Origin of the sequence: Ensifer sp. ENS10 (assembly GCF_014852025.1) — a bacterium.
Lineage (GTDB): Bacteria > Pseudomonadota > Alphaproteobacteria > Rhizobiales > Rhizobiaceae > Ensifer.
Window position 1 is genome coordinate 43582 of record NZ_JACVAS010000007.1, and the last position, 21375, is coordinate 64956.

Sequence of the window (21375 nt, forward strand, 5' to 3'; positions counted from 1 at the left end):
AAAAGCGTGGACTTGGCATTAACAATCTACCGGGCCGGCCAAACCGGCCCGGTTTGCGTGTCTGATGGCGGCCTCACCGCCAAACCTTTGAAGATGGATGTTCGCCGCGATGATCAAGACTGTCGGAATTATTGGTGCCGGGCAAATGGGCTGTGGCATCGCGCATGTTTCGGCAATCGCCGGATACAAGGTGCAGATCTACGATCTTGCCGCTGAACGGATCGAAGCGGGCCTTGCCACCATCAACGGCAACCTCGCCCGCCAGGTATCGTCCGGCAAGATGACCGACGAGGCCCGCAAAGCCGCCTTGGCCCTGATCAAGGGCTCATCCGACATCAACGACCTGTCGCAGGCCGACCTCGTCATCGAAGCCGTCACCGAAGACGAGACGATCAAGCGCAAGATTTACGGCCAGGTTTGTCCGATCCTGAAGCCGGAAGCGATCCTGGCGACCAACACCTCTTCTCTGTCGATCACGCGCCTGGCCTCGGCCACCGATCGTCCCGAGCATTTCATGGGCATCCACTTCATGAACCCGGTTCCGGTCATGAAGCTGGTCGAGCTCGTGCGTGGCATCGCCACTGACGAGCTGACCTTCAAGACCGCCAAGGAGTTCGTTGCGACGCTCGACAAGACCGTAACGGTCGCCGAAGATTTCCCGGCCTTCATCGTCAACCGCATCCTGCTGCCGATGATCAACGAGGCAATCTACACGCTTTACGAAGGCGTCGGCAGCGTCGAGGCCATCGACACGGCCATGAAGCTTGGCGCCAACCATCCGATGGGTCCGCTGCAGCTTGCCGACTTCATCGGCCTCGACACCTGCCTGTCGATCATGCAGGTGCTCTATGACGGCCTGGCGGACTCGAAGTATCGCCCCTGCCCGCTGCTGGTGAAATACGTCGAGGCAGGCTGGCTCGGCCGCAAATCCGGCCGCGGCTTCTACGACTACCGCGGCGAGATTCCGGTTCCGACCCGCTAACTTGTCGTCAAAGGCAAAGAAAAACCCGGCAATCCGCCGGGTTTTTGTTTTGTGCACCTACCGATCCCGCCTCAGCTACCGACTGCCGGGGCGACAGCGGCGCTGATCAACGCCTTGGCATCGTCGCTGTCCCAGGCGGCCGGGCCGTTCATCGAGCCGATGAGGCAGCCCTTGTCGTCGAGCAGCAAGGTCGCCGGCAGTCCGAAGGCAAGGCCTTCCTTCTTCATGTTGTTGAAGACGCCCATGGAGGCGTCGCGGTAGTAGCCAAGCTCATGCACGGCGGTCTCGTCGAGGAAAGCCTTCGGCTTTTCGTCGTCGCCGACGTCGATATTAATCGCCACCACCTCGAACTTGTCGCTGCCGAGCGACTTCTGCAGCGCGTTGAGCGCCGGCATTTCCTCGCGGCAGGGCACGCACCAGGTTGCCCAGAGGTTGACCAGCAGGGTCTTGCCGGCAAAGGCCGAAACATTGGTCGGCTTGCCGTCCGGACCGTTGAAGTCGAGCGCGATCGGCCGCGGCGACGAAGCCGGCGACATGGCGGCGACATGACCCTTCATGAACGGCGTCAGCGACGCGACCTTGGCTGATGTCAGCGGGCAGCTGGTGCTGGCCGTTTCAGTCGCCTCGCCATTGCCAGACCCCGTCTCCTTCACGTATACCGCTGCCGCACCGACGATCACGCCAAACAGGGCGGCGAGCGCGAACAGTTTCACGGCCGGGGGGGATTTCTTCTGGTCGGGCATTTCATTCTCCAAGGCGGGCATTCTTCATGGCTGACGGCAATTCCGAGACGAAATCCTCCAACCAAATGTGGGGCGGTCGCTTTGCCTCGGGTCCGGACGCGATCATGGAGGAGATAAATGCCTCGATCGGCTTCGACAAGAAGCTCTATGCCCAGGACATCCGCGGCTCAATAGCGCATGCGACGATGCTGGCGCATCAAGGCATCATTTCGACTGAAGACAAAGACAAAATCGTTCACGGCCTCAACACGATCCTGTCAGAGATCGAAAGCGGCCAGTTCGAGTTCTCGCGCCGCCTCGAAGACATCCACATGAACATCGAAGCGCGGCTTGCGACGCTGATCGGCCCCTCGGCCGGACGCCTGCACACCGCCCGCTCGCGCAACGACCAGGTGGCGCTCGACTTCCGCCTCTGGGTCAAGGAAGAGCTGCAGCGCACCGAGAAGGCGCTGACGGCGCTGATCGCCGCCTTCCTCGACCGTGCCGAGGAACATGCCGATACCGTCATGCCGGGCTTCACACACCTGCAGACCGCGCAGCCGGTCACCTTCGGCCACCATTGCATGGCCTACGTGGAAATGTTCGGCCGCGACCGTTCGCGCGTGCGCCATGCCATCGAGCATATGGACGAAAGCCCGATTGGTGCTGCCGCACTCGCCGGCACCGGTTTCCCGATCGACCGGCACATGACCGCCAAGGCGCTCGGCTTCGCCGGCCCGACCCGCAACTCGATCGACACCGTGTCCGACCGCGACTTCGCGCTCGAATTCCTGTCGATGGCATCGATCACGGCCACGCACCTGTCGCGCCTCGCCGAAGAGATCGTCATCTGGTCGACGCCGCAATTCGGCTTCATCCGCCTGTCGGATGCGTTTTCGACCGGCTCCTCGATCATGCCGCAGAAGAAGAACCCGGATGCTGCCGAACTGGTGCGCGCCAAGACCGGCCGCATCAACGGTTCGCTGGTCGCACTTCTGACGGTCATGAAGGGCCTGCCGCTCGCCTATTCCAAGGACATGCAGGAAGACAAGGAACAGGTCTTCGACGCCGCCGAGAGCCTCGAGCTGGCGATTGCCGCCATGACCGGCATGGTGCGCGACATGACTGTTCGCACCGACCGCATGAAGGCGGCCGCCGGCTCCGGCTATTCGACCGCGACCGATCTTGCCGATTGGCTGGTGCGCGAGGCGGGCCTGCCCTTCCGCGACGCCCACCACGTCACCGGCCGCGCCGTAGCACTTGCCGAACAGAAGGCCTGCGATCTGGCGGATCTCTCGCTTGCCGACCTGCAATCGATCCATGCCGACATCACCGAGAAGGTCTTCGACGTTCTGACGGTCGAGGCTTCGGTTGCCAGCCGCACCTCCTTCGGTGGCACTGCGCCCAACGAGGTTCGCAAACAGATCGCCTGGTGGCGCGCCCGAAACTAAGGGATGAGCGAAGGTGTGGGCGGCCTCCGCCCGCAAATTCAGGGTGCACAAGCGCCGGAAAAATCGATAAGACATCGCACCAGCATCAGTCCCGCGAAGGAAAATAACGATGACATTCACGAAGGCGGCCCGGCTTGCGCTCCTGCTGGCGATCCCCGGGCTGGTTCTTGTCGGTTGCGGACGCAAGGGCGATCTCGACCGCCCCGGTTCGACGGCGCCGATCAACACCAAGGCGCCCGCCGGAACCGTCGAGCAGAAGGAAAAACCGGACGACCGTCCTTTCCTGCTCGATCCCCTCCTCTAGATCCGCTCATCGTTTCCAACGAAGCATTGAATTGATCTAACTCTTTGAAATTACGCAATTCCGGACGAAAAACCGCTTCATACTCTCCTGGAATTGCGCAAAAGCCGAGCTGCAGCCCGTGAACCACTTCCAGTACCGCGACGGAATCCTCTACGCTGAAGACGTGCCGGTCACCGACATCGCGCGCGCCGTCGGCACGCCTTTCTATTGCTATTCGACCGCCACGCTCGAGCGCCACTACACGGTCTTTTCCAAGGCCTTCGCCGATGTGGACGCGATGGTCTGCTATGCGATGAAGGCCAACTCGAACCAGGCGGTGCTGAAGACGCTCGGTCGCCTGGGCGCCGGCGTCGACGTCGTCTCGGGCGGCGAACTGCGCCGCGCCCTTGCAGCCGGCATTCCCGCAAGCCGGATCATGTTCTCCGGCGTCGGCAAGACGCCGCAGGAAATGGACCTGGCGCTGGACGCCGGCATCTATTGCTTCAACGTCGAGTCCGAGCCGGAACTCGAAGTCTTGAATCAGCGCGCCGTGCGCGCCGGCAAGCGCGCCCATGTCTCCTTCCGCATCAACCCTGACGTCGACGCGAAGACCCACGCCAAGATTTCCACGGGCAAGAAGGAAAACAAGTTCGGCATTTCCTGGGAGCGCGCCCGCGCCGTCTATGCACATGCGGCCACGCTGCCCGGCATCCAGGTCACGGGCATCGATATGCATATCGGCAGCCAGATCACCGAACTGCAGCCCTTCGACGACGCCTTCAAGCTGCTGCGCGAGCTGGTCGACACGCTGCGCTCCGACGGCCACTCGATCGACCACGTCGATATCGGCGGCGGCTTGGGCATTCCCTACAAGGACGACAACAACCCGCCGCCGCTGCCGGATGCCTATGCGGAAATCGTCAAGAGCCAGCTGCAGTCGCTCGGCTGCAAGATCGTCACCGAACCGGGCCGGCTGATCGTCGGCAATGCCGGCATCCTCGTGACCGAAGTGATCTACGTGAAGGATGGTGGCGACAAGACCTTCGTCATCGTCGACGGCGCGATGAACGACCTCATCCGCCCGACGCTTTATGAGGCCTATCACGAGATCCGCCCTGTTCGCATCTCCGCCGCCAACGCGCCGCGCATCCGTGCCGACGTCGTCGGGCCCGTCTGCGAAACCGGCGACTACCTGGCGCTCGATCGCGAGATGGCGATGCCGAAGCCCGGCGATCTCTTCGCCATAAGCTCGGCAGGTGCCTATGGCGCCGTCCAGGCCAGCACCTACAATTCCCGTCTGCTGATCCCTGAAGTTCTGGTCAAGGGCGACCGCTTCCACGTCGTTCGTCCGCGTCAGGACTATGATGCCCTGATCGGCCTCGATTCGGTTCCGGACTGGCTCGCCTGAGGCGATCCGCACCAACGACGACAATATGTGGATCGGCCACCCGGGCGATCACGATTCTGTTTGCGCCCTCGTCTTCGCCACAAACGATGGTATCCTGAAGGCCAGCGGAATAAGCTAAGCTGCGCCGTCTCCGGCCGCATCTCGCTTTACGATATAGGGTCAGCCACGAGCGTAGACGGGCGACCGAAAGGAAACTTGGGCGGATGACGCAATTCCGGCAGGATGAAACGCCACAACCGAAGCCGTTTTCGAGAACCCTGGCACTGAAGAGATGGCTGGCGCGCTGGGTGCTGGTCGCCGAACAGCTTCTGCCGCGCACCCTCCTGCCCGGTTCTATCGTTCTTCTATTTCTCGCCTTCGCTTGGCTCGGCTTCTTCCGCGTGGCACCGTTCTGGCTGCATGCCGCAGCCCTCTTTGCCTTCGCCATCGGTTTTCTCGCATCGCTGTTTCCGCTGACGCGGATCCGTTTGCCCGGAAATGTCGACGCGGACCGCATGCTGGAAGAGCGCAACGCCCTGCCCCACCAGGCGATCCGCGTCCAGGACGATCGGCCGGCAACCGACAATCCACTGGGCGAAGCGCTGTGGCGCGAGCACCAGGCCCGCATGGCACGGATGATCGGCGCGCTCGAGACGGGGCTTCCGCGTCCTGATATCGCCCGACACGATCCTTTTGCCCTGCGTGCCGTACCGGTGCTTCTCGCCTGTGTCGCCTTCGCCTATTCCTACTCCAACCGCGCCGGCCTGCTCAGCGACGCGCTGCGCCTGCCGCAGGCTGCGGTCGAAACGGCCGATATCCGCATCGATGCCTGGGTGACGCCACCCGCCTATACCGGCCGTGCCCCGATTTTCCTCACCGGAAAGCCGGAGGCCGTATCGGCTGCGGAGGACACCGGGGCCATTACCATCCCGCAATTCAGCGACCTGACGGTCCGTGTCACCGGGGCCGGACCGGACCAGATCGTCCGCTATGCGGAAAGCGGCGCGGTCAAGGCAATCGCCATTCCGGCGGCCGGCGAGAAAGCCGGGGAAACGAAGCCCAAGCCGAAGGTGGGCGAAGCCGGGCCCAAGGTCGCCGAAATGGCTGCTTCAGAGCCTGCCCGCAACCCGAATGCCGTGCGCAACCATGTCTACAAGGTCGTCAAGGACGGCGAGCTCGTCGTCGGGGATCGGCGCTGGGCTTTCAAGATCATTCCGGATGGTGTGCCGCAGATCTCCTTCGACGGCATTCCTCGCCCAACCGTCAATGCGGCGCTGGAAATCACCTTCGCTGCAACGGATGATTACGGCATCGCCCAGGCTTGGGCCGAGATCCAGCCACTCGACGAAGCCGCAGAGGGGGCTCGCCCGCTCTATCCGCTGCCGGAATACCGGCTCGATCTGCCGCGCCGCAACGCGCGCGAAGCCAAGGGCACGACCAGCCGAAACCTCAGCGAACACCCGCTCGCCGGCAAGCGCGTGAAGGTCACCCTCGTCGCCCGCGACGCCGCAGGCCAGGAGGGCCGCAGCCCGCCGCATGAAATGATCCTGCCCGCCCGCCAGTTCATCCAGCCGCTCGCCGGCGCGGTCGCCGAGCAACGCCAGGTCTTCGCCCTCAATGCCAACGACCTGCCGCGCGCGCTCGACCTCAACGATGCCGTTGCTTCGCTTGCCGAGGACTGGATCCCCAACCTCACGCATTTCCTGCTGCTGAAATCGGCTCGCACGCGCATGGCCCTTGCCTACAACGAAGACATGCTGCGTGACGCCGCCGGATACCTATGGGAGATCGCGCTCGGCATCGAAGATGGCGACCTGTCACTCGCCGAGCGGCGCCTGCGCGACGCACAGCAGGCGCTCTCGGACGCGCTGGAGCGCAATGCGTCCGACCAGGAAATCGCCAAGCTGATGCAGGAGCTGCGCCAGGCCATGCAGGAGTACATGCAGGCCCTCGCCCAGCAGGCGGCGAAAGACCCGCGCATGGCCGGCAAGATGAACCCGAACAACATCCTGCGCCAGCAGGACCTCGAAAGGATGATGAACCAGATCGAGAACCTGGCGCGCTCCGGCGCGCGCGATCAGGCACGCCAGCTGCTGTCGGAACTGCAGCGGATGATGAACAATCTGCAGGCCGGCCGCGGCCAGCAGCAGATGGGCCAGCAGAACGATGCCATGAGTCAGCAGATCGAGAAGCTCGGCAAATTGCTGCAGGATCAACAAAAGCTCATGGACGAGACCTTCAAGCTCGACCAGGCGCAGCGCGACCGGATGCAGCGCGGCGACCCGTTGCAGGGCGAGGATAACGAGCTCTTCGGTCAGGAGATGCCGCAGGATCCGGAACAGCGCGGCGATCCGAATGGCCAGCCCAACCCGCTCGACGAGATGACCGCCGAACAGCTGAAGGATGCGCTCAAGCAGTTGAAGCAGCAGCAAGACGCGCTTGGCAAGCAGCTCGGAGAACTCAACAAGAGCCTCGAAAACATGGGCATCAAGCCGGGCAAGGGTTTCGGCGAAGCCCAGCGGGAAATGGACGGAGCCTCCGGCGCGCTTGGCAAGGGCCAGGGCGAACAGGCGGTGGGCAATCAAGGCCGTGCGCTACAGGCGCTGCGCCAAGGCGCCCAGGACATGATGAACCAGATGCAGAGCCAGGGTCAGGGCCCCGGCATGGGCGTCCCGCAATTCGGCCAGAACGGCCGCGACCCGCTTGGCAGGCCCCAGAACAACCGCGGTCCGGAATTTGGCGACCACGTGAAGGTGCCCGAGGAATTTGACACGCAACGCGCCCGTCAGATCCTCGAAGAGATCCGCCGCCGGCTCGGGGATAACCTGTCGCCGGAGGCCGAGCGGCAATATCTCGAGCGCCTGCTCGACATGCAATGAGCCCGTAGCTGGTTCGGGCCAGCCGATCCGATATTCCGGTGCTCCCGAGGCGCGGCGTTGCGGCGCGTAGCCTCAAGCCCACGACCTCGGCAGCAATCAGTTGTCGGATTGGGATTCGTCAGGCAGCCAGCGCGAGCGCAACGGCCTTGCGGATATCGGGAAGGGAAAACGGCTTGGAGATGACGTCGACGATCTTGTCGGCCAGATCGTCGGCCCGCTCGCGCTGTTCGGCATAGCCGGTCATCAGCAGGATCTTCATTGCCGGAAAGGCAGCCGACGCCTGATGCGTCAGCTCGATGCCGTCCATGACGGGCATGCGAATGTCGGAAAGCAGGAGATCGAAAGCCTCGCTCTGGAGGCAGGCAAGGCCGTCGGCACCGTCGCCCGCCTCGACCGTCTCATGGCCGTCGAGCTTCAGTGCCCGCGCGACGAAGGAACGCAACGCATCCTCGTCCTCGGTAATCAGGATTTTCGCCATCATGGCCTCCGCGTTTCCGAGGCGCGGCTTTCACGCCGACGCCCGCACCTGATCCAAAAGGTTACAGCGGGCGTCGGTCATCGACCGGACACGACGGCGCTGCAGCACCGCCAATCCGATAGGGAATCACCACGCGGTACATCCCCAACCAACCAGTTTTTCGTTTGTGTTCGGTAAACGCGCGGCGACCGGATTTCAGGGTCGGCGTGCCGTTTTGACACGCCTTACTCGGCATCGCCGGTGACGACACCTACAAAAGGCAGCTCGCGGAAGGCATAGGCGACATCCATGCCATAGCCGACAACGAAGTGATCGGGGCATTCGAAACCGACATAATCGGCTTCGAGCTCGACCTTCCGCTTGACGCGCTTGTCGAGCAGCACGGCGATCGTCACGTTGCGCGCGCCGCGCTCGTACATCAGCTCCTTGGCGAAACGCAGTGTCCGGCCGGATTCGAGAATGTCGTCGATCAAAAGCACGTCACGCCCATGCACGTCGCTGTCGATATCCTTGATGATCTTCACGCCCTGAGAGACCGTACCGAGCCCGTAGCTCGACAGCGTGATGAACTCGACTTCCGGTGCAAGGCCGGTGTTGTGCATGGCGCGGATCAGGTCTGCAGCAAAGATGAACGATCCCTTGAGCACCGCGATCACCAGCAGATCCTTGTGCGGACCGTTGACGATCATCCCGGCCAACTCGCTGTTGCGCGCGGCAATCGTTTCGGCCGTGTAGAGAGGTTCGATATTCTTACCGCGAACAACGGGCATCAAGGCTTCTCCAGCGTTTCATCCGGAAGACCAAAGCCTTCCCATCCGCGCCGCTTAGCACAATCAGCGGGCTGAAACACCGTTTTCAGCGAAGGAAACCGTCACATCGGGCATTTTTCCACCTGCATAGGGCAGCCGCGTCCTGAAATGGCGGCTCTCGCCCGGCGCGATTGCCGCGCCTTCGGGCATCACGCGCGTGGTCGTAACCTGGCGCCCGTTGGCTGCCACCCCCACCACGACGAGCGGCAGGCGCTGTTCGACATCGGAGCGGTTGTCGATCGAGCCGTAGACGGAAAGCACCCGCATGCCGCCGGAATAGTCGAGCGAGCTCGTGACCCCTGATATCGCAAGCGGCTGGATATCGGCCTGCCCGTCGCCCGCGAAACCGACGATCACCAGAAAGGATGCGAGTGCGAAACCCGCGACCAGGCCGGCGAAGCGGCGCGCCGGCATGTCGCGCAGCCGCGCTTCGGCGAGGCTCAACAGTCGGCCGGCAAGCGATGTTTCGTCGGCCACGACCGTCAAGGTCGGCCGTTTCTGATTTCCCATCTTGGCGTTGTCGTTGAACACCGGATAGGGCGTTCGGCGCGACGAGGGAGCAATCACCTCGAACTCGGCATCGACATAGTCGACGCGTCGCGGCATCGCGGCTGCCTCACGACCGCCCCGTTCGGGCGGCAGGAAGTCCGCCGAAGCGCCGGCGGTTTTGGTCCGGAATGCATGCATGACCAGTTCCTCCTGTCCCACAGGGGCCCGGTGCGGCCACTCGACCTACCGCCTCGACTGCGAAACCATCGGGCAATGCGCGAACCCTTGGCATGCAAGAATCTAGGCATTGCATCAAATCTTTCCGACACGTAAACCGGAATGGTTAATGTTTCGGAAAGACGTCGCGAAAGCGGCACCTTTTCATGAAAAATTAACCGCTGCTTAACCATGATTCCGCTGGCGGTTTTGCCTTTCGAGGCTGGTCGTCCTATGCGCGGAGGACCGGAACCGGCCGTCGGTTGCAGGGCCGTGAGAGAGACTGGGCTGCCGCTTGATTCACTTTGAGAACGTCGGACTGCGCTATGGCATGGGACCGGAAATCCTCCGGGACCTGACCTTCGATATTCCGCGCCGTTCGTTCCAGTTCCTGACCGGTCCGTCGGGCGCCGGCAAGACCACCCTTTTGAGACTGCTGTTCCTCTCGCTGCAGCCGACGCGCGGCCTGATCCGGATGTTCGACCGCAACATCTCGTCGATCCCGCGCGAGGAGTTCCCGATGCTGCGCCGGCGCGTCGGCATCGTCTTCCAGGATTTTCGCCTGCTCGACCATCTCACCACCTATGAGAACGTCGCTCTGCCGCTGCGCGTCCGCGGCAAGGAGGAATCGAGCTATCGCGCCGACGTGCTGGAACTGTTGAAATGGGTCGGCCTCGGCGAGCGCATCAATGTCCTGCCGCCGGTTCTTTCAGGCGGTGAGAAGCAACGCGCGGCGATCGCGCGGGCGCTGATCGACAGGCCGGAGATCCTGCTTGCCGACGAACCGACCGGCAACGTCGATCCGCCGATGGCCAGGCGCCTCCTCAATCTCTTCCTCGAGCTGAACCGGCTCGGCACCGCGGTGGTGATCGCCACCCACGATCTGTCGCTGATGGATCAGGTGGAGGCGCGACGCATGATCCTTTCGCAGGGGCGGCTCGACATCTATGAGTGACAGCCGCACGAAACGCCAGAAGGATGCGCCCGAGCAGGCGTCGGAGCCGCAACAACGCCGGACGGAAATGCGCGTGCGGCCGACCGGCCCGATCGTGCCTTCGACCAATGTCTCCGGGCATGCGCTGATGTGCGTGATCGCCATCATGTCGTTCCTTGCCTGCCTGACACTCGGCGGCGTCAGCATGGTCAGGGCAACGGCCCAGAGCTGGCAGTCGCAGATCTCCCGCGAGATCACCGTCCAGATCAAGCCGGACGATAGCCTCGACATGGAGAAGGCGCTCGCCGATGCCCGCGATCTGGCACTGACCTTCAGCGGCACGACCGATGGCAAGATCGTCGATCGCGCCGCCACCGCGCGCCTCCTGGAACCCTGGCTCGGCGAAGGCCTCGATCTCGACGAGTTACCGGTGCCGCGGCTGATCATCATCACCATCGACGAAAACAACCCGCCCGATTTCGCCGCTATGCGCAAGGCGCTGACCGAGACGATCCCGCAGGCCTTCCTCGACGATCACCGCACCTGGGTCGACCGGCTCGTCGCGATGGCCAATACCACGGCGATGATCGGCACCGGCGTGCTGGCCCTCGTGTTCTCCGCCATGGTGCTGACGGTGATCTTCGCCACCCGCGGCGCCCTTTCCGGCAACCGCCACATCGTCGAGGTGCTGCATTTCGTCGGTGCCGAGGCCGGTTTCGTCGCCTCCGAATTCCAGAAGCATTTTCTGAGAATCAGCCTCAAGGGTGCCGGCACCGGCGGCCTGCTTGCCGCGCTGTCCTTTGCGCTTGCCGGCTTCTGGCAGTCGCAGACATTGGCAACACCGCAGACCGATCAGGCGACCGCCCTCTTCGGAACCTTTACCATTGGCTATGGTGGCTATCTCGGTATCGCCGCCATCATCGTCGTCATCGCCATCCTGACGACCGTGACCGCGCGCCTCACGGTCATGCGCACCATCTACGAGATCGACCTCATCCGTTCGGACCCCGGCCGCACGGATCTCTACCAGAGCTGAACCGCCCGATGTTTCGCCGTGCCTCGATCTATTCCTTGCCGTAATCTGTGGCTATGTGAAGAGAATCATGATGGCGCGAGAATTACGCGGGAACGGGATGGCCGGAGGAGGCAAATGGCAGGGGAAAGCCGACGATGGCCGGCGGCCCCGCAGCCTCTTGCGCAAAATTCTCCGGCGAACCTTCTTCGTCCTCCTGTTACCGCTCGCGCTCCTGATCGGCGCCTTCCTCAATTTCGCCGACACCGTCGCATCGCTGCAGCCGCCCGTGCATCCCAAGGCGGATGCGATCGTCGTCCTGACCGGTGGTTTCCAGCGCATCGATCAGGCGGTCGATCTCTTGAAGGGCGGCGCCGGCAAGCGCCTGCTGATCTCCGGCGTCCACCCGACGACCACCGGCAGCCAGATCCGCCGCAACACCCAGAGCTCCGCCGATCTCTTCAAATGCTGCGTCGATATCGGTCATGAGGCGGTCGATACGATCGGCAACGCCACGGAGACCGCACAATGGATCCGTGATCGCGGCTATACGAGCGTGCTCGTCGTCACCAACAATTACCATATGCCGCGCAGTCTGCTGGAGCTTCGGCGCACCCGCCCGGAGACGGAGTTCATCCCCTACCCGGTGGTCAATTCCGATTTGAAGACGACGAACTGGCTGCGTAACCCGATGGTACTGAAATCGATCCTCCTGGAGTTCGGGAAGTATACGATCGCATCGGTTCGCGAATTCGCCGGCGCTCGGCCGACGAGCGGCCTGCGCACCGATTCCTCACGTGCCACGCCGGCGGAAGAATAGAGGCCTTCGAGAACGGCGCCGGCCTAAAGTGAGAGAGGGCAGTTTTCCTTCGGCACGGTTTCGTGTAGGCAGCGATCAATCGGCCTGACGCCGAGCCCCTTAAGAACTCGCCTACGAGAGCGTGCCTGATGATCGTCTTGCGTTCGATCCTTTTCAACATGGTGTTCTACGCCAATCTGATCGTGCAGATGATCGTGCTGACGCCGATCTATTTCCTGCTGCCGCGCAAGAAGGCCTGGTTCGTTCCCAAGAACTGGGTGCGCAGCAATCACTGGCTGCTCGACAAGGTGGTCGGGACGACCTTTGAGATCGAAGGCTTGGAGAACCTCCCGAAGGTCCCCTACATCTTCGCTCCCAAGCACCAGTCCTTCTGGGATGCCTATGCGCTGCTCCCCTGGCTCGACGATCCCTTCTACATTCTGAAGCGTGAGCTCACCTGGATCCCGCTGTTCGGTTGGTACATCCTCAAGCAGCGCATGGTTCCGGTAAACCGGGCCGCCCGCGGCAAGGCGATGACCAGCGTCATGGACCGTACCAAGCAGGAAATGGCAACGGGCCGCGAACTCATCATCTACCCGGAAGGCACGCGCCGCCCGCCGGGCGCTCCGCCGGAATACAAATACGGGATCGCCCGCCTCTACCGCGACCTCAACGTGCCGGTCGTGCCGGTCGCCATGCATCCCGGCCTCTTCTGGCCGCGCCGCAAGTTCTTGCGCTTTCCCGGCCACTTCAAGGTCCGCATCCTGCCGCCGGTCGAGGCGGGCATGGATCCGGATGCATTCCTTGCCAAGCTCATGGAAGTCACGGAGAAGGCCAGTGACGAACTGCTTGTCGAAACGGTGAAGAACAATCCGCACCTGCCGCTGCCGCCAACCGCCGAGCAAAGGCTGAAGGAACTGAAGGCCGCCGGCCGGGCCTGAGCGATCAGGCCCGCGCACGCTGGCGTGTCTGCTCGAGCAGGCCCACCACCTCTTCCAGCCAGTGATCGCGGATGCCCATTTCCTTGAGATGGGCAAGCGTGTTGAACACATACTCGCTGTTCGGCCCGGATTTTCCGGTCGAAACGGCGACAATATCGGCCGCCTCACCGGTGCTGAGCGTTCCGGCATACTGGACGTGGTCGCGGTCGATGACATAGGCAACCGCCGGCACGCGCCGTCCATCGGCAAGCAGCACCGGCATCGTGCGCTCCTTGTAGACATGCGTCACCAGCTCACGCTCGCGCAGATAATCGGTAACACTCTCCCGCTGCCCACGCTCGACGCGAAAAGCCGTGCCGATGCAGGAGCCGCCTCGGTCGAGCCCAAGCACCAGTCCCGGCCGCTGTTCGGTGCCGCGGTGAACCCAGGAATGCACGCAGAGCGACCGGCGATAGCCGAATGCGCGTGCCGTCAGCTTCTCCTCGAAGGCAAAGCCGGGGTTCCACATCAGTGACCCGTAGCCAAAGACCCAAAATTCGTCCATATCCACTGTCATTCAACCCGCGCTGTCTGCTCTCGCCACCGAATCACCATCGGCTTGTAGGAATGGTCAGCCATGTCGGTTTCTACGGCACAGCATCTCGGCACGAAAGAGACAAGCTCGCCCTCGTGCACCCGAAGACAAGAATAGTTTTGCGGATCGACGGCGCCACCCGAAAGGCAGCCGCAGTCCAGTTTAGAGTGAGGTATCCGCGCCCATGTCGGCAACCGCAGTTTCCAATCCCTCGCCGGTCAGCCGGAAGTTCCGCTGGCTGACGGCAGGCATCGTGCTTGTCGCCGGCATCTATTCGGCCGGCTGGTTCCTCGCCGCCGATCAGATCGAGAAGCGTCTCACGACCCGTCTTGCCGATGGACAGGCCGCCGGCCTCGGCGGCGAATGCACGAACATGGACGTGCGTGGCTTTCCGTTCCGCATCGGCCTCTTCTGCGACAAGGTCCACCTCGACGACACCCGCCATGGCACATCCGCCTCCTTCGGGGCGCTGCGCACAGCCGCCCAGGTCTACCAGCCCGGCCACGCCGTAATCGAGCTCGACGGCCCGGCCGAAATCCGGGCGTCGCCCGGCCTCAACGTCTTCGCCGACTGGACGCTGCTGCATGCGAGCGTGCGTGCGACCTTGTCCGGTGTCGACCGCACCTCGCTCACCTATGACAACCTCACCGGTCGAGTGCGCCTGCCGCTTGCGGGCGACGGTCTTGGCTTCGGCGCCAGCCACGGCGAACTGCACCTGCGCCAGAACGGCGCGGATCTTGATGCCGCTTTGAGCGTCGACAAGCTCGACCTTCGTCCGGAGGAAGGCCCGAGCTACGCGCCGCCGGCCACGGTGGCTGCGGACCTGACCTTCACCGACAAGGCCGGGTGGATGGCAACCACACCGACACCGGAGATGTTTCGCGGCAGCAAGGGCGAACTCCGACAGCTCACCCTAGATCTCGGCTCCGGCATGAACGCCAAGCTTTCCGGCCCCTTCTCGGTCAACGATCAGGGACTGATTTCCGGCGAGTTCTCGCTGACGATGACGAATATCGAGGCCTGGCGGGCCAATCTGGTCAAGCTGATTCCCGACGACGCCAACCTCGTCGACAACACCGCGAACATGCTGAAGGCGCTCGCCAACGGCAAGGACGAGGCGACCGTGAAGCTCAACGTGCGCGACGGCACGGCGTTTCTCGCCTTCATCCCGATCGGCGTCCTGCCGACGCTCTAGATCGTCGAACACCCGCTTCCGGACGGAAGACCGTTCCTCGGTCTTCCTCGACTTGCTCAGCTTATTTCTGATCCATGGCATGCCGGCCGAAGTCCGGCATCGCCGTATCCTGGCCCGCCTGGATGATCGAGCGGCGGATGGCGCGGGTGCGGGTGAAGAGGTCGAAGAGCTTCTCGCCGTCGCCCCAGCGGATCGCCCGCTGCAGATAGGCGAGATCCTCCGAAAACCGTGCCAGCATCTCCAGGATCGCGTCCTTGTTGTGCAGGCAGACGTCACGCCACATGGTGGGATCGGATGCCGCGAGACGGGTGAAGTCGCGGAAACCCGAGGCCGAATACTTGATGACTTCGGACTCGGTGACGGTCTCGAGATCATCGGCCGTTCCGACGATGTTGTAGGCGATGATATGCGGCAGATGCGAAACGATCGCCAGCACCTTGTCGTGGTGCTCGGCGTCCATTTCCTCGACCATCGAGCCGAGCGTTTCCCAGAAACGCCGGAGCCGCGCGACCGCTTCCCCATCAGCGCCCTCCGGCGGCGTCAGGATGCACCAGCGGCCGCGGAAGAGGCCGACGAAGCCGGCATCCGGGCCCGAGTGCTCGGTACCGGCGATCGGATGCCCCGGCACGAAATGAACGGTCTCGGGCAGATGCGGCGCCATCTGCGCGATCACCGAGCCTTTGGTCGAGCCGACATCGGTGACGATCGCACCGGGCTTCAGATGCGCGGCAATCTCGGCCGCGACGGCACCGGACGCGCCGACCGGGACCGAGACGATCACGAGGTCGGCGTCGCGAACGGCGTCGGCCGCAGACAGTGTATAGCGATCGCCGAGCCCGAGCTCCTGCGTACGCTTCAGCGTCGCCTCGCTGCGCGTGGAGACGACGAGCGTACCGGCAAGCTGCTTCTCGCGGATATCGCGCGCGATCGACGAGCCGATGAGACCAATGCCGATGAGGGCGATCGTTTCAAACTGCTGAGCCATTATTTCCGTCCCATGAATTCGATCAGCGCCGCGATGACGCCTTCGTTGGCTTCTTCCGAGCCGATGGTCATGCGCAGCGCATTGGGGAAGCCGTAGCTGCGGACCGCCCGCAGGATATAGCCGCGGCTGGTCAGGAAATCATCGGCTTCCTCGGCCCGCTTGCCGTTTTCTTCCGGAAAGTGGATCAGCACGAAATTCGTGACCGAGGGCGTGATGCGCAGCCCGATCGCTTCGAGCGCTTCGCTGACACGCGCAAGCCAGGTGAGATTGTGATCGACTGCCGTTGCCACGAAAGCCTGATCACGGATCGCCGCAGCACCCGCCGCGATAGAGGGCGCACTGAGGTTGAAGGGCCCGCGGACACGGTCGACCGCGTCGATCACCTCCGGCGGTGCATACATCCAGCCGATGCGCAAACCCGCAAGACCGTAGATCTTCGAGAAGGTGCGGGTCATCACCACATTGCGGCTGGCCGAGACGAGCTCCAGACCGGCGGCATAGTCGTTGCGGCGCACATATTCGGCATAGGCCGCATCGAGCACCAGCAGCACACCCTCGGGCAGCCCCGCATGCAGCCGGCGGACTTCATCGACGGGGATGTAGGTGCCGGTCGGATTGGCCGGGTTCGCCAGGAAGACGACCTTGGTGCGCTCGGTGACCGCCGCGAGAATGGCATCGACATCGACGCGCGCATCCTTCTCCTTGACGGTAATGGGCGTCGCGCCCGCCGCCAGGATCTGGATCTTGTAGACGAGGAAGCCATGCTCGGTGATGATGCCTTCGTCGCCGGGCCCGAGATAGGTGTGGCAGAGAAGCCCGAGCAGCTCGTCCGACCCATTGCCGCACATGATGTTTGCCGGGTTGAGGCCGTGCACAGCACCGATCGCCTCTCGCAGCGCCCGCGCCTGGCCATCCGGATAACGTTCGAGGTTGAAGGCAGCCGACTGGAAGGCCTCGACAGCCTTCGGGCTTGCGCCAAGCGGTGTCTCGTTGGACGAGAGCTTATGCACCTTGGCGACACCCGGCGCGTGCTCCTTGCCCGGCACATAAGCGGCAATATCCAGGATGCCGGAACGCGGCTCAGGGCTCTTCGAAGCAAGGCTCATCGGGTCAGCTTTCTTTGGCCATCAAAGTGCTGCAGCGACCGATACGTGCCTTGGGAGGCGCGCGGCGCTGCAGGCAGGAAAAGAGGTCAAGCCATTAGCGGCGCAAGCGGCTTTTGTCGAGGGTCCGCCGCGGTTCCCAGGCAGGTTAGCGGGTGGGACGCGGCCTCTCGCGCGTGCTCGGCACGCCCTGCGGCGCCAGCACCGGCACGAAGACGCGGCGCGATGCGCGTGCGGCGACCGGCAGCCCCTGGTAAAGCCGCTTCTGCGCCTCGACGACGATGACGCCGGAGAAGACCGGCCAGAGCGAACGGCCGAGCCGCTCGAAGCCCCGACGCAGCCGCAGGATCGCCCTGAGTTTCGACGGCGGGAAGAAGAGCGCATCCGCCGTGGCACCTGGCGTGAAGTTGGTCTCGCGCAGCAGCGCCGTCAGCTGCCCACGCGAATAGGGTCGCCCGGAACCGAAGGGCGTGTGTTCCATGCGCGCCCAGACGCCGCGCCGGTTGGGCACGACGATGATAAGGCGACCGCCTGGCGCCAGCACCCGCCAGATCTCCTTCATGGTCTCCCGCGGGCTTTCGGCGAATTCCAGCGAATGCACCATCAGCACCCGGTCGATCGAGGCGTCGGGCAGCGGCAACTCCTCATCGAACACCAGCGCCGTCGAGGAGAGCTCGGCAACCGGCCAGTTCACCGCCCCCTGCCCCGCCGGCATGAAGGCGAAGGTGCGCTCCGTGTCCTTGCGGAACCGTTCGAGATAGGGAACGGCATAGCCGAGGCCGACCAGCCGCTCGTCCGGGAGCCGCGCCCAGACGGACGAAAGCGCCATGGTGACGGATTGCTCCGCCATCCGGCCGAGCTCGGAGTGATAGAATTCTCGCAGGTCGACGATATCGGTGTGCATTCGCAACATGTTAGCTTCGAAGCGGTAGACTTCAAGGTAAGGCTCGCTACATTCGGCAGCATTCCTTCTCTTCTGACCGGAGGACGTGCCATGGCCGCGCTCGAACTCGACCTCTTCCTCTGCCGCACCGATAATTTCGGCGTGCTGATCCACGATCCCGAAAGCGGCCTGACCGCCTCTATCGACGCGCCGGAAGAGGCGCCCATCCTGGAAGCGCTGGAGCGGCGCGGCTGGAGGCTTACCCACATCCTGACGACCCATCATCACGGCGATCACGTGGCGGCAAATGACGCCCTGAAGGAACGCTTCGGCGTCACGATCATCGGGCCTTTCGGGGAAGCCTCGAAAATTCCGGGGCTCGACAAGGCCGTGCGCCATGGTGAGCGCTTCGATTTTGCCGGTCGTTCCGTCGAGGTGATCGAGACCCCGGGCCACACGGCCGGTCACATCTGCTTCCACTTCCCGCAGGACAGGCTGCTGTTTGCCGCCGACACCCTGTTTGCGCTGGGCTGCGGTCGTCTGTTCGAGGGGACGGCAGCGACCATGTGGCAGTCTCTCAGCCGGCTGATGGCGTTGCCGGATGACACGACGGTCTATTTCGGCCACGAATACACGCTGTCCAACGCCCGCTTCGCGGTCACGGTCGACCCCGAGAATGCCGAGCTCAAGGCGCGCGCCGCCGAGATCGAGGAGACGCGCTGCGACGGCGGCTTCACCGCACCGACGACGATCGGCCTGGAGAAGCGCACGAACCCGTTCCTGCGCGCCACCGACCCGGGCATCCGCGCCCATCTTGGAATGCAGAACGCCGACGATGCCACGGTCTTTGCCGAAATCCGCAAGCGGAAAGATAATTTCTAGTGGCTGAGACGCAATCGGCGGCGGAGATCATCAAGGCACTCGGTTTGGCGCGCCATCCGGAGGGCGGCTGGTACTTCGAGACCTTCCGCGATACGGCTGGTGGCCCACGCGGGCATTCGACGGCAATCTATTATCTGTTGGAGCGCGGCGAGCGCTCGCACTGGCACCGTGTCCGCGACGCGGTCGAGATTTGGCACTATCACGCCGGTGCGCCGCTCGAACTCAGCATCGCCGAAGATGGAAAATCCGCCGAGACGCTGCGGCTCGGGTCCGACATTCTGAGCGGAGAACGACCGCAGGGCGTGGTCCCGGCCGATTGGTGGCAGTCCGCCGCCTCGCTTGGCGAATGGACGCTGGTCGGCTGCACCGTCGCGCCAGCATTTGATTTCGCCGCCTTCGAAATGGCGGCCCCCGACTGGCAGCCGCCCAAGCGATAACAAGCCCGGTTATTCCGCCGGCTGGGCCACCGTCGCACGATTGCGGAAGATCATGTCCTTTGCAGCAAGCACTGCGCCGCCGGTCACGAACAGGCAGGCGAGCGCGATGCGCCAGGACGGCTCGGCAAAACCGAACAGGATCAGGATCAGCGTCGAAAGCACCGGCGCCGCATAACTCGCGACGCCGAGAAGCTGGATATTGCCGTTCTTCACCCCAAAGTCCCAGGCATAGAACGCCGCTCCGACCGGCAGCAGCCCGAGGCCGACGACCGCCAGCCACTCGAAGGTCGTCGCCGGCCAGACGGTCGTTTCGAGCGCCAGATGGCAGACGAAAGACAGGATCGAGGTCGCAAGACAAAATCCTGTCACGACATCCGTCGAGACCGCTTCGAAGCGGCGGGTGATGAGCGAATAGCCCGACCAGGTGAAGGCGCAGAGAAAGGCGGCGCCGTAGCCAAGCAGATAGGCATCGTCGAAGGCAACGCCATTGCGCGCCACGATCAGGATCGTGCCGACGAGGCCGGCGAGTGCGCCGGCGAGATGATACCAGCGCAAGCGCTCGCCCGGCAGCAGCGCCGAGCCGACGACGATCAGCAGCGGCCAGAGATAGGCGATCAACCCGGCTTCCACTGCCGGGGCGTTGCGCAGGGCGGTGAAGTAGAGAAAGTGGTAGCCGAAGAGGCCGGCGATACCCGTGATCCAGACCTTGGCGGGTTGCTTGAGCAGCGCTATGCGCTCAGGCCTCATCCCCAGCACCACCAGGCCGGGCAGGCTGCCGATCAGGAAGCAGATCGCCGAAAGCTGGAACGGAGGCATCTTGCCGGATGCTGCCGTGAACAGCGCGAGCAGCGACCACATCAGAATGGCGGAAAAACCGATCAGCGTTGCCTTGAATGTCATAGTCGTCCCCTCGCGCGATTTCTCTCACGGAAACCTGCGCCGATAAAATCTTCGTGCTTCGTGGTATTTAACCTTTTAGTTGCACACGACCGCGCGTCAACCACCAAATCGCGTCGCCGAGACCGTGACCGGTCCGAGCTTGGTGGGGATGCGGACATAGACGGGGGCGTAGACGTTCACGTTGGGCGCCTTGGCAAACCAGATTTCCATCGTCTGCAGACGACGCAGATACTCGACATCCTCGCGGCCCTTCTTGTAGCCGGCCTTCGGCACGAAACGGATACCGCAGACGATCACCTCCCCTTCGAAGCCCTTGGTCTTGAAAGGCTTGGTCCCCTTCGGTGAGAGCTTGATGTCGAGCCGCGACTCGCCATCAAAGATCGGCAGCGTGTTGGGGCACACGCGCGCCTCGGCGGGAATGATGAGGCCCGAGAGCGGGTCGAGCACGTTGCGCATGTCGCGCGAGGTGACGGGCACCCAGTTCTTCGGCAACGGCGTGCGCTTGGGCGTCATGCTGGCTTGCACCACATTGCCGTTGCGATAGGTGACGTTGATCGCCCTGCTCTTCGATCCACTGCGATAGGACATCGAATAGTGCGAGGCGCGCAGGTAATCCCTGCCGATCACACCCGAAACCTGCGTCTGGCCCGAGGTGTGGCTGAGGATGTCGAGCAGCCCGGCGGATTTCAGCGTTCCGGATATCGTGTAGCGATTCTTCTGAAGCTCGGTATGGAAGGAGGCGCGCGCAACCGGCAGACCGGCGAGCGAGATGCTGTAATCCGTCAGATGTTCGACATCGGCGGCCGACGATGCTGTGGAAAACGAGACCGCGGACAGCAGCGCCGCCACGCGAAAGCCATTTCGCAACTTCATGCCCTGAAAAATCCATCGCTTGAATATCGCCGTAATACCCTGAAATGCAGGCTCTTTGCGGCTTTTCTACGCCCAGTACGCTGCAGCCGGCCGTCGGGCCGGCCCCGTGGCCGCCACCCGTCCTCATGCAAGAAATAACGCATAGCAAAACCGCTTGGAAT

General features: G+C 63.4%; 22 protein-coding genes. 12 read left to right on the top strand and 10 right to left on the bottom strand.

Annotated elements, in window-relative coordinates:
- The first annotated feature begins 109 nt into the window (after nt 1-109).
- Nucleotides 110-982: a 3-hydroxybutyryl-CoA dehydrogenase gene (locus IB265_RS22670; protein WP_057254841.1), complete on the top strand. Its 873-nt coding sequence runs from the start codon at nt 110-112 to the stop codon at nt 980-982.
- A gap of 71 nt (nt 983-1053) precedes the next feature.
- On the opposite strand, the gene IB265_RS22675 is transcribed toward IB265_RS22670, so the two are convergent.
- Entirely contained in the window at nt 1054-1725 is a 672-nt protein-coding gene (locus IB265_RS22675; protein WP_057254771.1) for a TlpA disulfide reductase family protein, read from the bottom strand.
- A gap of 26 nt (nt 1726-1751) precedes the next feature.
- Here IB265_RS22675 and argH point away from each other — a divergent pair, with 26 nt between their 5' ends.
- The 4 genes from argH to IB265_RS22695 all read left to right on the top strand — a co-directional run bounded on the left by argH (nt 1752) and on the right by IB265_RS22695 (nt 7704).
- Entirely contained in the window at nt 1752-3155 is a 1404-nt protein-coding gene (gene argH / locus IB265_RS22680) for an argininosuccinate lyase (protein ID WP_057254770.1), read from the top strand.
- A gap of 109 nt (nt 3156-3264) precedes the next feature.
- Nucleotides 3265-3459, top strand: coding sequence for a lipoprotein (locus IB265_RS22685; protein WP_057254769.1), 195 nt, complete (start codon nt 3265-3267; stop codon nt 3457-3459).
- A gap of 118 nt (nt 3460-3577) precedes the next feature.
- Nucleotides 3578-4846 (top strand): diaminopimelate decarboxylase, encoded by a 1269-nt coding sequence (lysA, locus tag IB265_RS22690; protein WP_057254768.1) that lies wholly within the window; start codon nt 3578-3580, stop codon nt 4844-4846.
- A 203-nt stretch (nt 4847-5049) separates the two neighbouring features.
- Nucleotides 5050-7704 carry a TIGR02302 family protein gene (locus tag IB265_RS22695; protein ID WP_192495177.1) on the top strand — a complete coding sequence of 885 codons (2655 nt, stop codon included), beginning with the start codon at nt 5050-5052 and terminating at the stop codon, nt 7702-7704.
- 118 nt (nt 7705-7822) lie between these two features.
- Here IB265_RS22695 and IB265_RS22700 read toward each other — a convergent pair whose 3' ends face one another.
- From IB265_RS22700 to IB265_RS22710, 3 genes are all read right to left on the bottom strand, one after another.
- The gene (locus tag IB265_RS22700) at nt 7823-8182 is read right to left on the bottom strand and encodes a response regulator (RefSeq protein WP_057254840.1); all 360 of its coding nucleotides are present in this window, start codon (nt 8180-8182) and stop codon (nt 7823-7825) included.
- 224 nt (nt 8183-8406) lie between these two features.
- Nucleotides 8407-8952 (bottom strand): hypoxanthine phosphoribosyltransferase, encoded by a 546-nt coding sequence (gene hpt, locus IB265_RS22705; RefSeq protein ID WP_057254766.1) that lies wholly within the window; start codon nt 8950-8952, stop codon nt 8407-8409.
- Nucleotides 8953-9015: 63 nt separating this feature from the next.
- Entirely contained in the window at nt 9016-9678 is a 663-nt protein-coding gene (locus IB265_RS22710; protein WP_057254765.1) for a hypothetical protein, read from the bottom strand.
- Nucleotides 9679-9991: 313 nt separating this feature from the next.
- Between IB265_RS22710 and ftsE the strand changes: the two genes are divergently transcribed.
- From ftsE to IB265_RS22730, 4 genes are all read left to right on the top strand, one after another.
- On the top strand, nt 9992-10651 hold the full coding sequence (gene ftsE / locus IB265_RS22715) for a cell division ATP-binding protein FtsE (protein WP_057254764.1): 660 nt from the start codon (nt 9992-9994) through the stop codon (nt 10649-10651).
- The gene (locus IB265_RS22720; RefSeq protein WP_058321087.1) at nt 10644-11666 is read left to right on the top strand and encodes an ABC transporter permease; all 1023 of its coding nucleotides are present in this window, start codon (nt 10644-10646) and stop codon (nt 11664-11666) included. Before ftsE ends, IB265_RS22720 begins: the two co-directional genes overlap by 8 nt.
- A 97-nt stretch (nt 11667-11763) precedes the next feature.
- A complete protein-coding gene (locus IB265_RS22725; RefSeq protein ID WP_058321086.1) occupies nt 11764-12462 on the top strand; it encodes a YdcF family protein in 699 nt (232 codons plus the stop codon).
- A 128-nt stretch (nt 12463-12590) separates the two neighbouring features.
- A complete protein-coding gene (locus IB265_RS22730; protein WP_192495178.1) occupies nt 12591-13382 on the top strand; it encodes a 1-acyl-sn-glycerol-3-phosphate acyltransferase in 792 nt (263 codons plus the stop codon).
- A gap of 4 nt (nt 13383-13386) precedes the next feature.
- Here IB265_RS22730 and IB265_RS22735 read toward each other — a convergent pair whose 3' ends face one another.
- Nucleotides 13387-13938: a gamma-glutamylcyclotransferase gene (locus tag IB265_RS22735; protein WP_192495179.1), complete on the bottom strand. Its 552-nt coding sequence runs from the start codon at nt 13936-13938 to the stop codon at nt 13387-13389.
- A gap of 202 nt (nt 13939-14140) precedes the next feature.
- Between IB265_RS22735 and IB265_RS22740 the strand changes: the two genes are divergently transcribed.
- The gene (locus IB265_RS22740) at nt 14141-15151 is read left to right on the top strand and encodes a DUF2125 domain-containing protein (RefSeq protein WP_192495180.1); all 1011 of its coding nucleotides are present in this window, start codon (nt 14141-14143) and stop codon (nt 15149-15151) included.
- A gap of 61 nt (nt 15152-15212) precedes the next feature.
- On the opposite strand, the gene IB265_RS22745 is transcribed toward IB265_RS22740, so the two are convergent.
- From IB265_RS22745 to IB265_RS22755, 3 genes are all read right to left on the bottom strand, one after another.
- A complete protein-coding gene (locus tag IB265_RS22745; protein WP_057254758.1) occupies nt 15213-16136 on the bottom strand; it encodes a prephenate/arogenate dehydrogenase family protein in 924 nt (307 codons plus the stop codon).
- Nucleotides 16136-17242 carry a histidinol-phosphate transaminase gene (gene hisC, locus IB265_RS22750; protein WP_192495181.1) on the bottom strand — a complete coding sequence of 369 codons (1107 nt, stop codon included), beginning with the start codon at nt 17240-17242 and terminating at the stop codon, nt 16136-16138. The genes IB265_RS22745 and hisC overlap by 1 nt, the downstream gene beginning before the upstream one ends.
- Before the next feature lie 145 nt (nt 17243-17387).
- On the bottom strand, nt 17388-18152 hold the full coding sequence (locus IB265_RS22755) for a class I SAM-dependent methyltransferase (protein ID WP_093233941.1): 765 nt from the start codon (nt 18150-18152) through the stop codon (nt 17388-17390).
- Nucleotides 18153-18233: 81 nt separating this feature from the next.
- Here IB265_RS22755 and gloB point away from each other — a divergent pair, with 81 nt between their 5' ends.
- A complete protein-coding gene (gloB, locus tag IB265_RS22760) occupies nt 18234-19004 on the top strand; it encodes a hydroxyacylglutathione hydrolase (protein ID WP_057254755.1) in 771 nt (256 codons plus the stop codon).
- Entirely contained in the window at nt 19004-19441 is a 438-nt protein-coding gene (locus tag IB265_RS22765; protein WP_058321081.1) for a cupin domain-containing protein, read from the top strand. The genes gloB and IB265_RS22765 overlap by 1 nt, the downstream gene beginning before the upstream one ends.
- Nucleotides 19442-19450: 9 nt before the next feature.
- Here IB265_RS22765 and IB265_RS22770 read toward each other — a convergent pair whose 3' ends face one another.
- Together IB265_RS22770 and IB265_RS22775 are read right to left on the bottom strand one after the other, a co-directional pair.
- A complete protein-coding gene (locus tag IB265_RS22770) occupies nt 19451-20341 on the bottom strand; it encodes a DMT family transporter (protein WP_057254754.1) in 891 nt (296 codons plus the stop codon).
- A gap of 96 nt (nt 20342-20437) precedes the next feature.
- The gene (locus IB265_RS22775) at nt 20438-21214 is read right to left on the bottom strand and encodes a DUF3108 domain-containing protein (protein ID WP_057254753.1); all 777 of its coding nucleotides are present in this window, start codon (nt 21212-21214) and stop codon (nt 20438-20440) included.
- Nucleotides 21215-21375 lie beyond the last annotated feature (161 nt).

What these genes read in the sequence shown, in the direction of transcription:
- IB265_RS22745 (WP_057254758.1), bottom strand. Translation starts at nt 16,136, where the DNA reads ATGGCTCAGCAGTTTGAAACGATCGCCCTCATCGGCATTGGTCTCATC.
- IB265_RS22695 (WP_192495177.1), top strand. Translation starts at nt 5,050, where the DNA reads ATGACGCAATTCCGGCAGGATGAAACGCCACAACCGAAGCCGTTTTCG.
- IB265_RS22730 (WP_192495178.1), top strand. Translation starts at nt 12,591, where the DNA reads ATGATCGTCTTGCGTTCGATCCTTTTCAACATGGTGTTCTACGCCAAT.
- IB265_RS22775 (WP_057254753.1), bottom strand. Translation starts at nt 21,214, where the DNA reads ATGAAGTTGCGAAATGGCTTTCGCGTGGCGGCGCTGCTGTCCGCGGTC.
- hpt (WP_057254766.1), bottom strand. Translation starts at nt 8,952, where the DNA reads ATGCCCGTTGTTCGCGGTAAGAATATCGAACCTCTCTACACGGCCGAA.
- hisC (WP_192495181.1), bottom strand. Translation starts at nt 17,242, where the DNA reads ATGAGCCTTGCTTCGAAGAGCCCTGAGCCGCGTTCCGGCATCCTGGAT.
- IB265_RS22740 (WP_192495180.1), top strand. Translation starts at nt 14,141, where the DNA reads ATGTCGGCAACCGCAGTTTCCAATCCCTCGCCGGTCAGCCGGAAGTTC.
- IB265_RS22685 (WP_057254769.1), top strand. Translation starts at nt 3,265, where the DNA reads ATGACATTCACGAAGGCGGCCCGGCTTGCGCTCCTGCTGGCGATCCCC.
- IB265_RS22725 (WP_058321086.1), top strand. Translation starts at nt 11,764, where the DNA reads ATGGCCGGAGGAGGCAAATGGCAGGGGAAAGCCGACGATGGCCGGCGG.
- IB265_RS22770 (WP_057254754.1), bottom strand. Translation starts at nt 20,341, where the DNA reads ATGACATTCAAGGCAACGCTGATCGGTTTTTCCGCCATTCTGATGTGG.
- IB265_RS22735 (WP_192495179.1), bottom strand. Translation starts at nt 13,938, where the DNA reads ATGACAGTGGATATGGACGAATTTTGGGTCTTTGGCTACGGGTCACTG.
- IB265_RS22670 (WP_057254841.1), top strand. Translation starts at nt 110, where the DNA reads ATGATCAAGACTGTCGGAATTATTGGTGCCGGGCAAATGGGCTGTGGC.
- IB265_RS22700 (WP_057254840.1), bottom strand. Translation starts at nt 8,182, where the DNA reads ATGGCGAAAATCCTGATTACCGAGGACGAGGATGCGTTGCGTTCCTTC.
- argH (WP_057254770.1), top strand. Translation starts at nt 1,752, where the DNA reads ATGGCTGACGGCAATTCCGAGACGAAATCCTCCAACCAAATGTGGGGC.
- IB265_RS22710 (WP_057254765.1), bottom strand. Translation starts at nt 9,678, where the DNA reads ATGCATGCATTCCGGACCAAAACCGCCGGCGCTTCGGCGGACTTCCTG.
- IB265_RS22675 (WP_057254771.1), bottom strand. Translation starts at nt 1,725, where the DNA reads ATGCCCGACCAGAAGAAATCCCCCCCGGCCGTGAAACTGTTCGCGCTC.
- IB265_RS22755 (WP_093233941.1), bottom strand. Translation starts at nt 18,152, where the DNA reads ATGTTGCGAATGCACACCGATATCGTCGACCTGCGAGAATTCTATCAC.
- IB265_RS22720 (WP_058321087.1), top strand. Translation starts at nt 10,644, where the DNA reads ATGAGTGACAGCCGCACGAAACGCCAGAAGGATGCGCCCGAGCAGGCG.
- gloB (WP_057254755.1), top strand. Translation starts at nt 18,234, where the DNA reads ATGGCCGCGCTCGAACTCGACCTCTTCCTCTGCCGCACCGATAATTTC.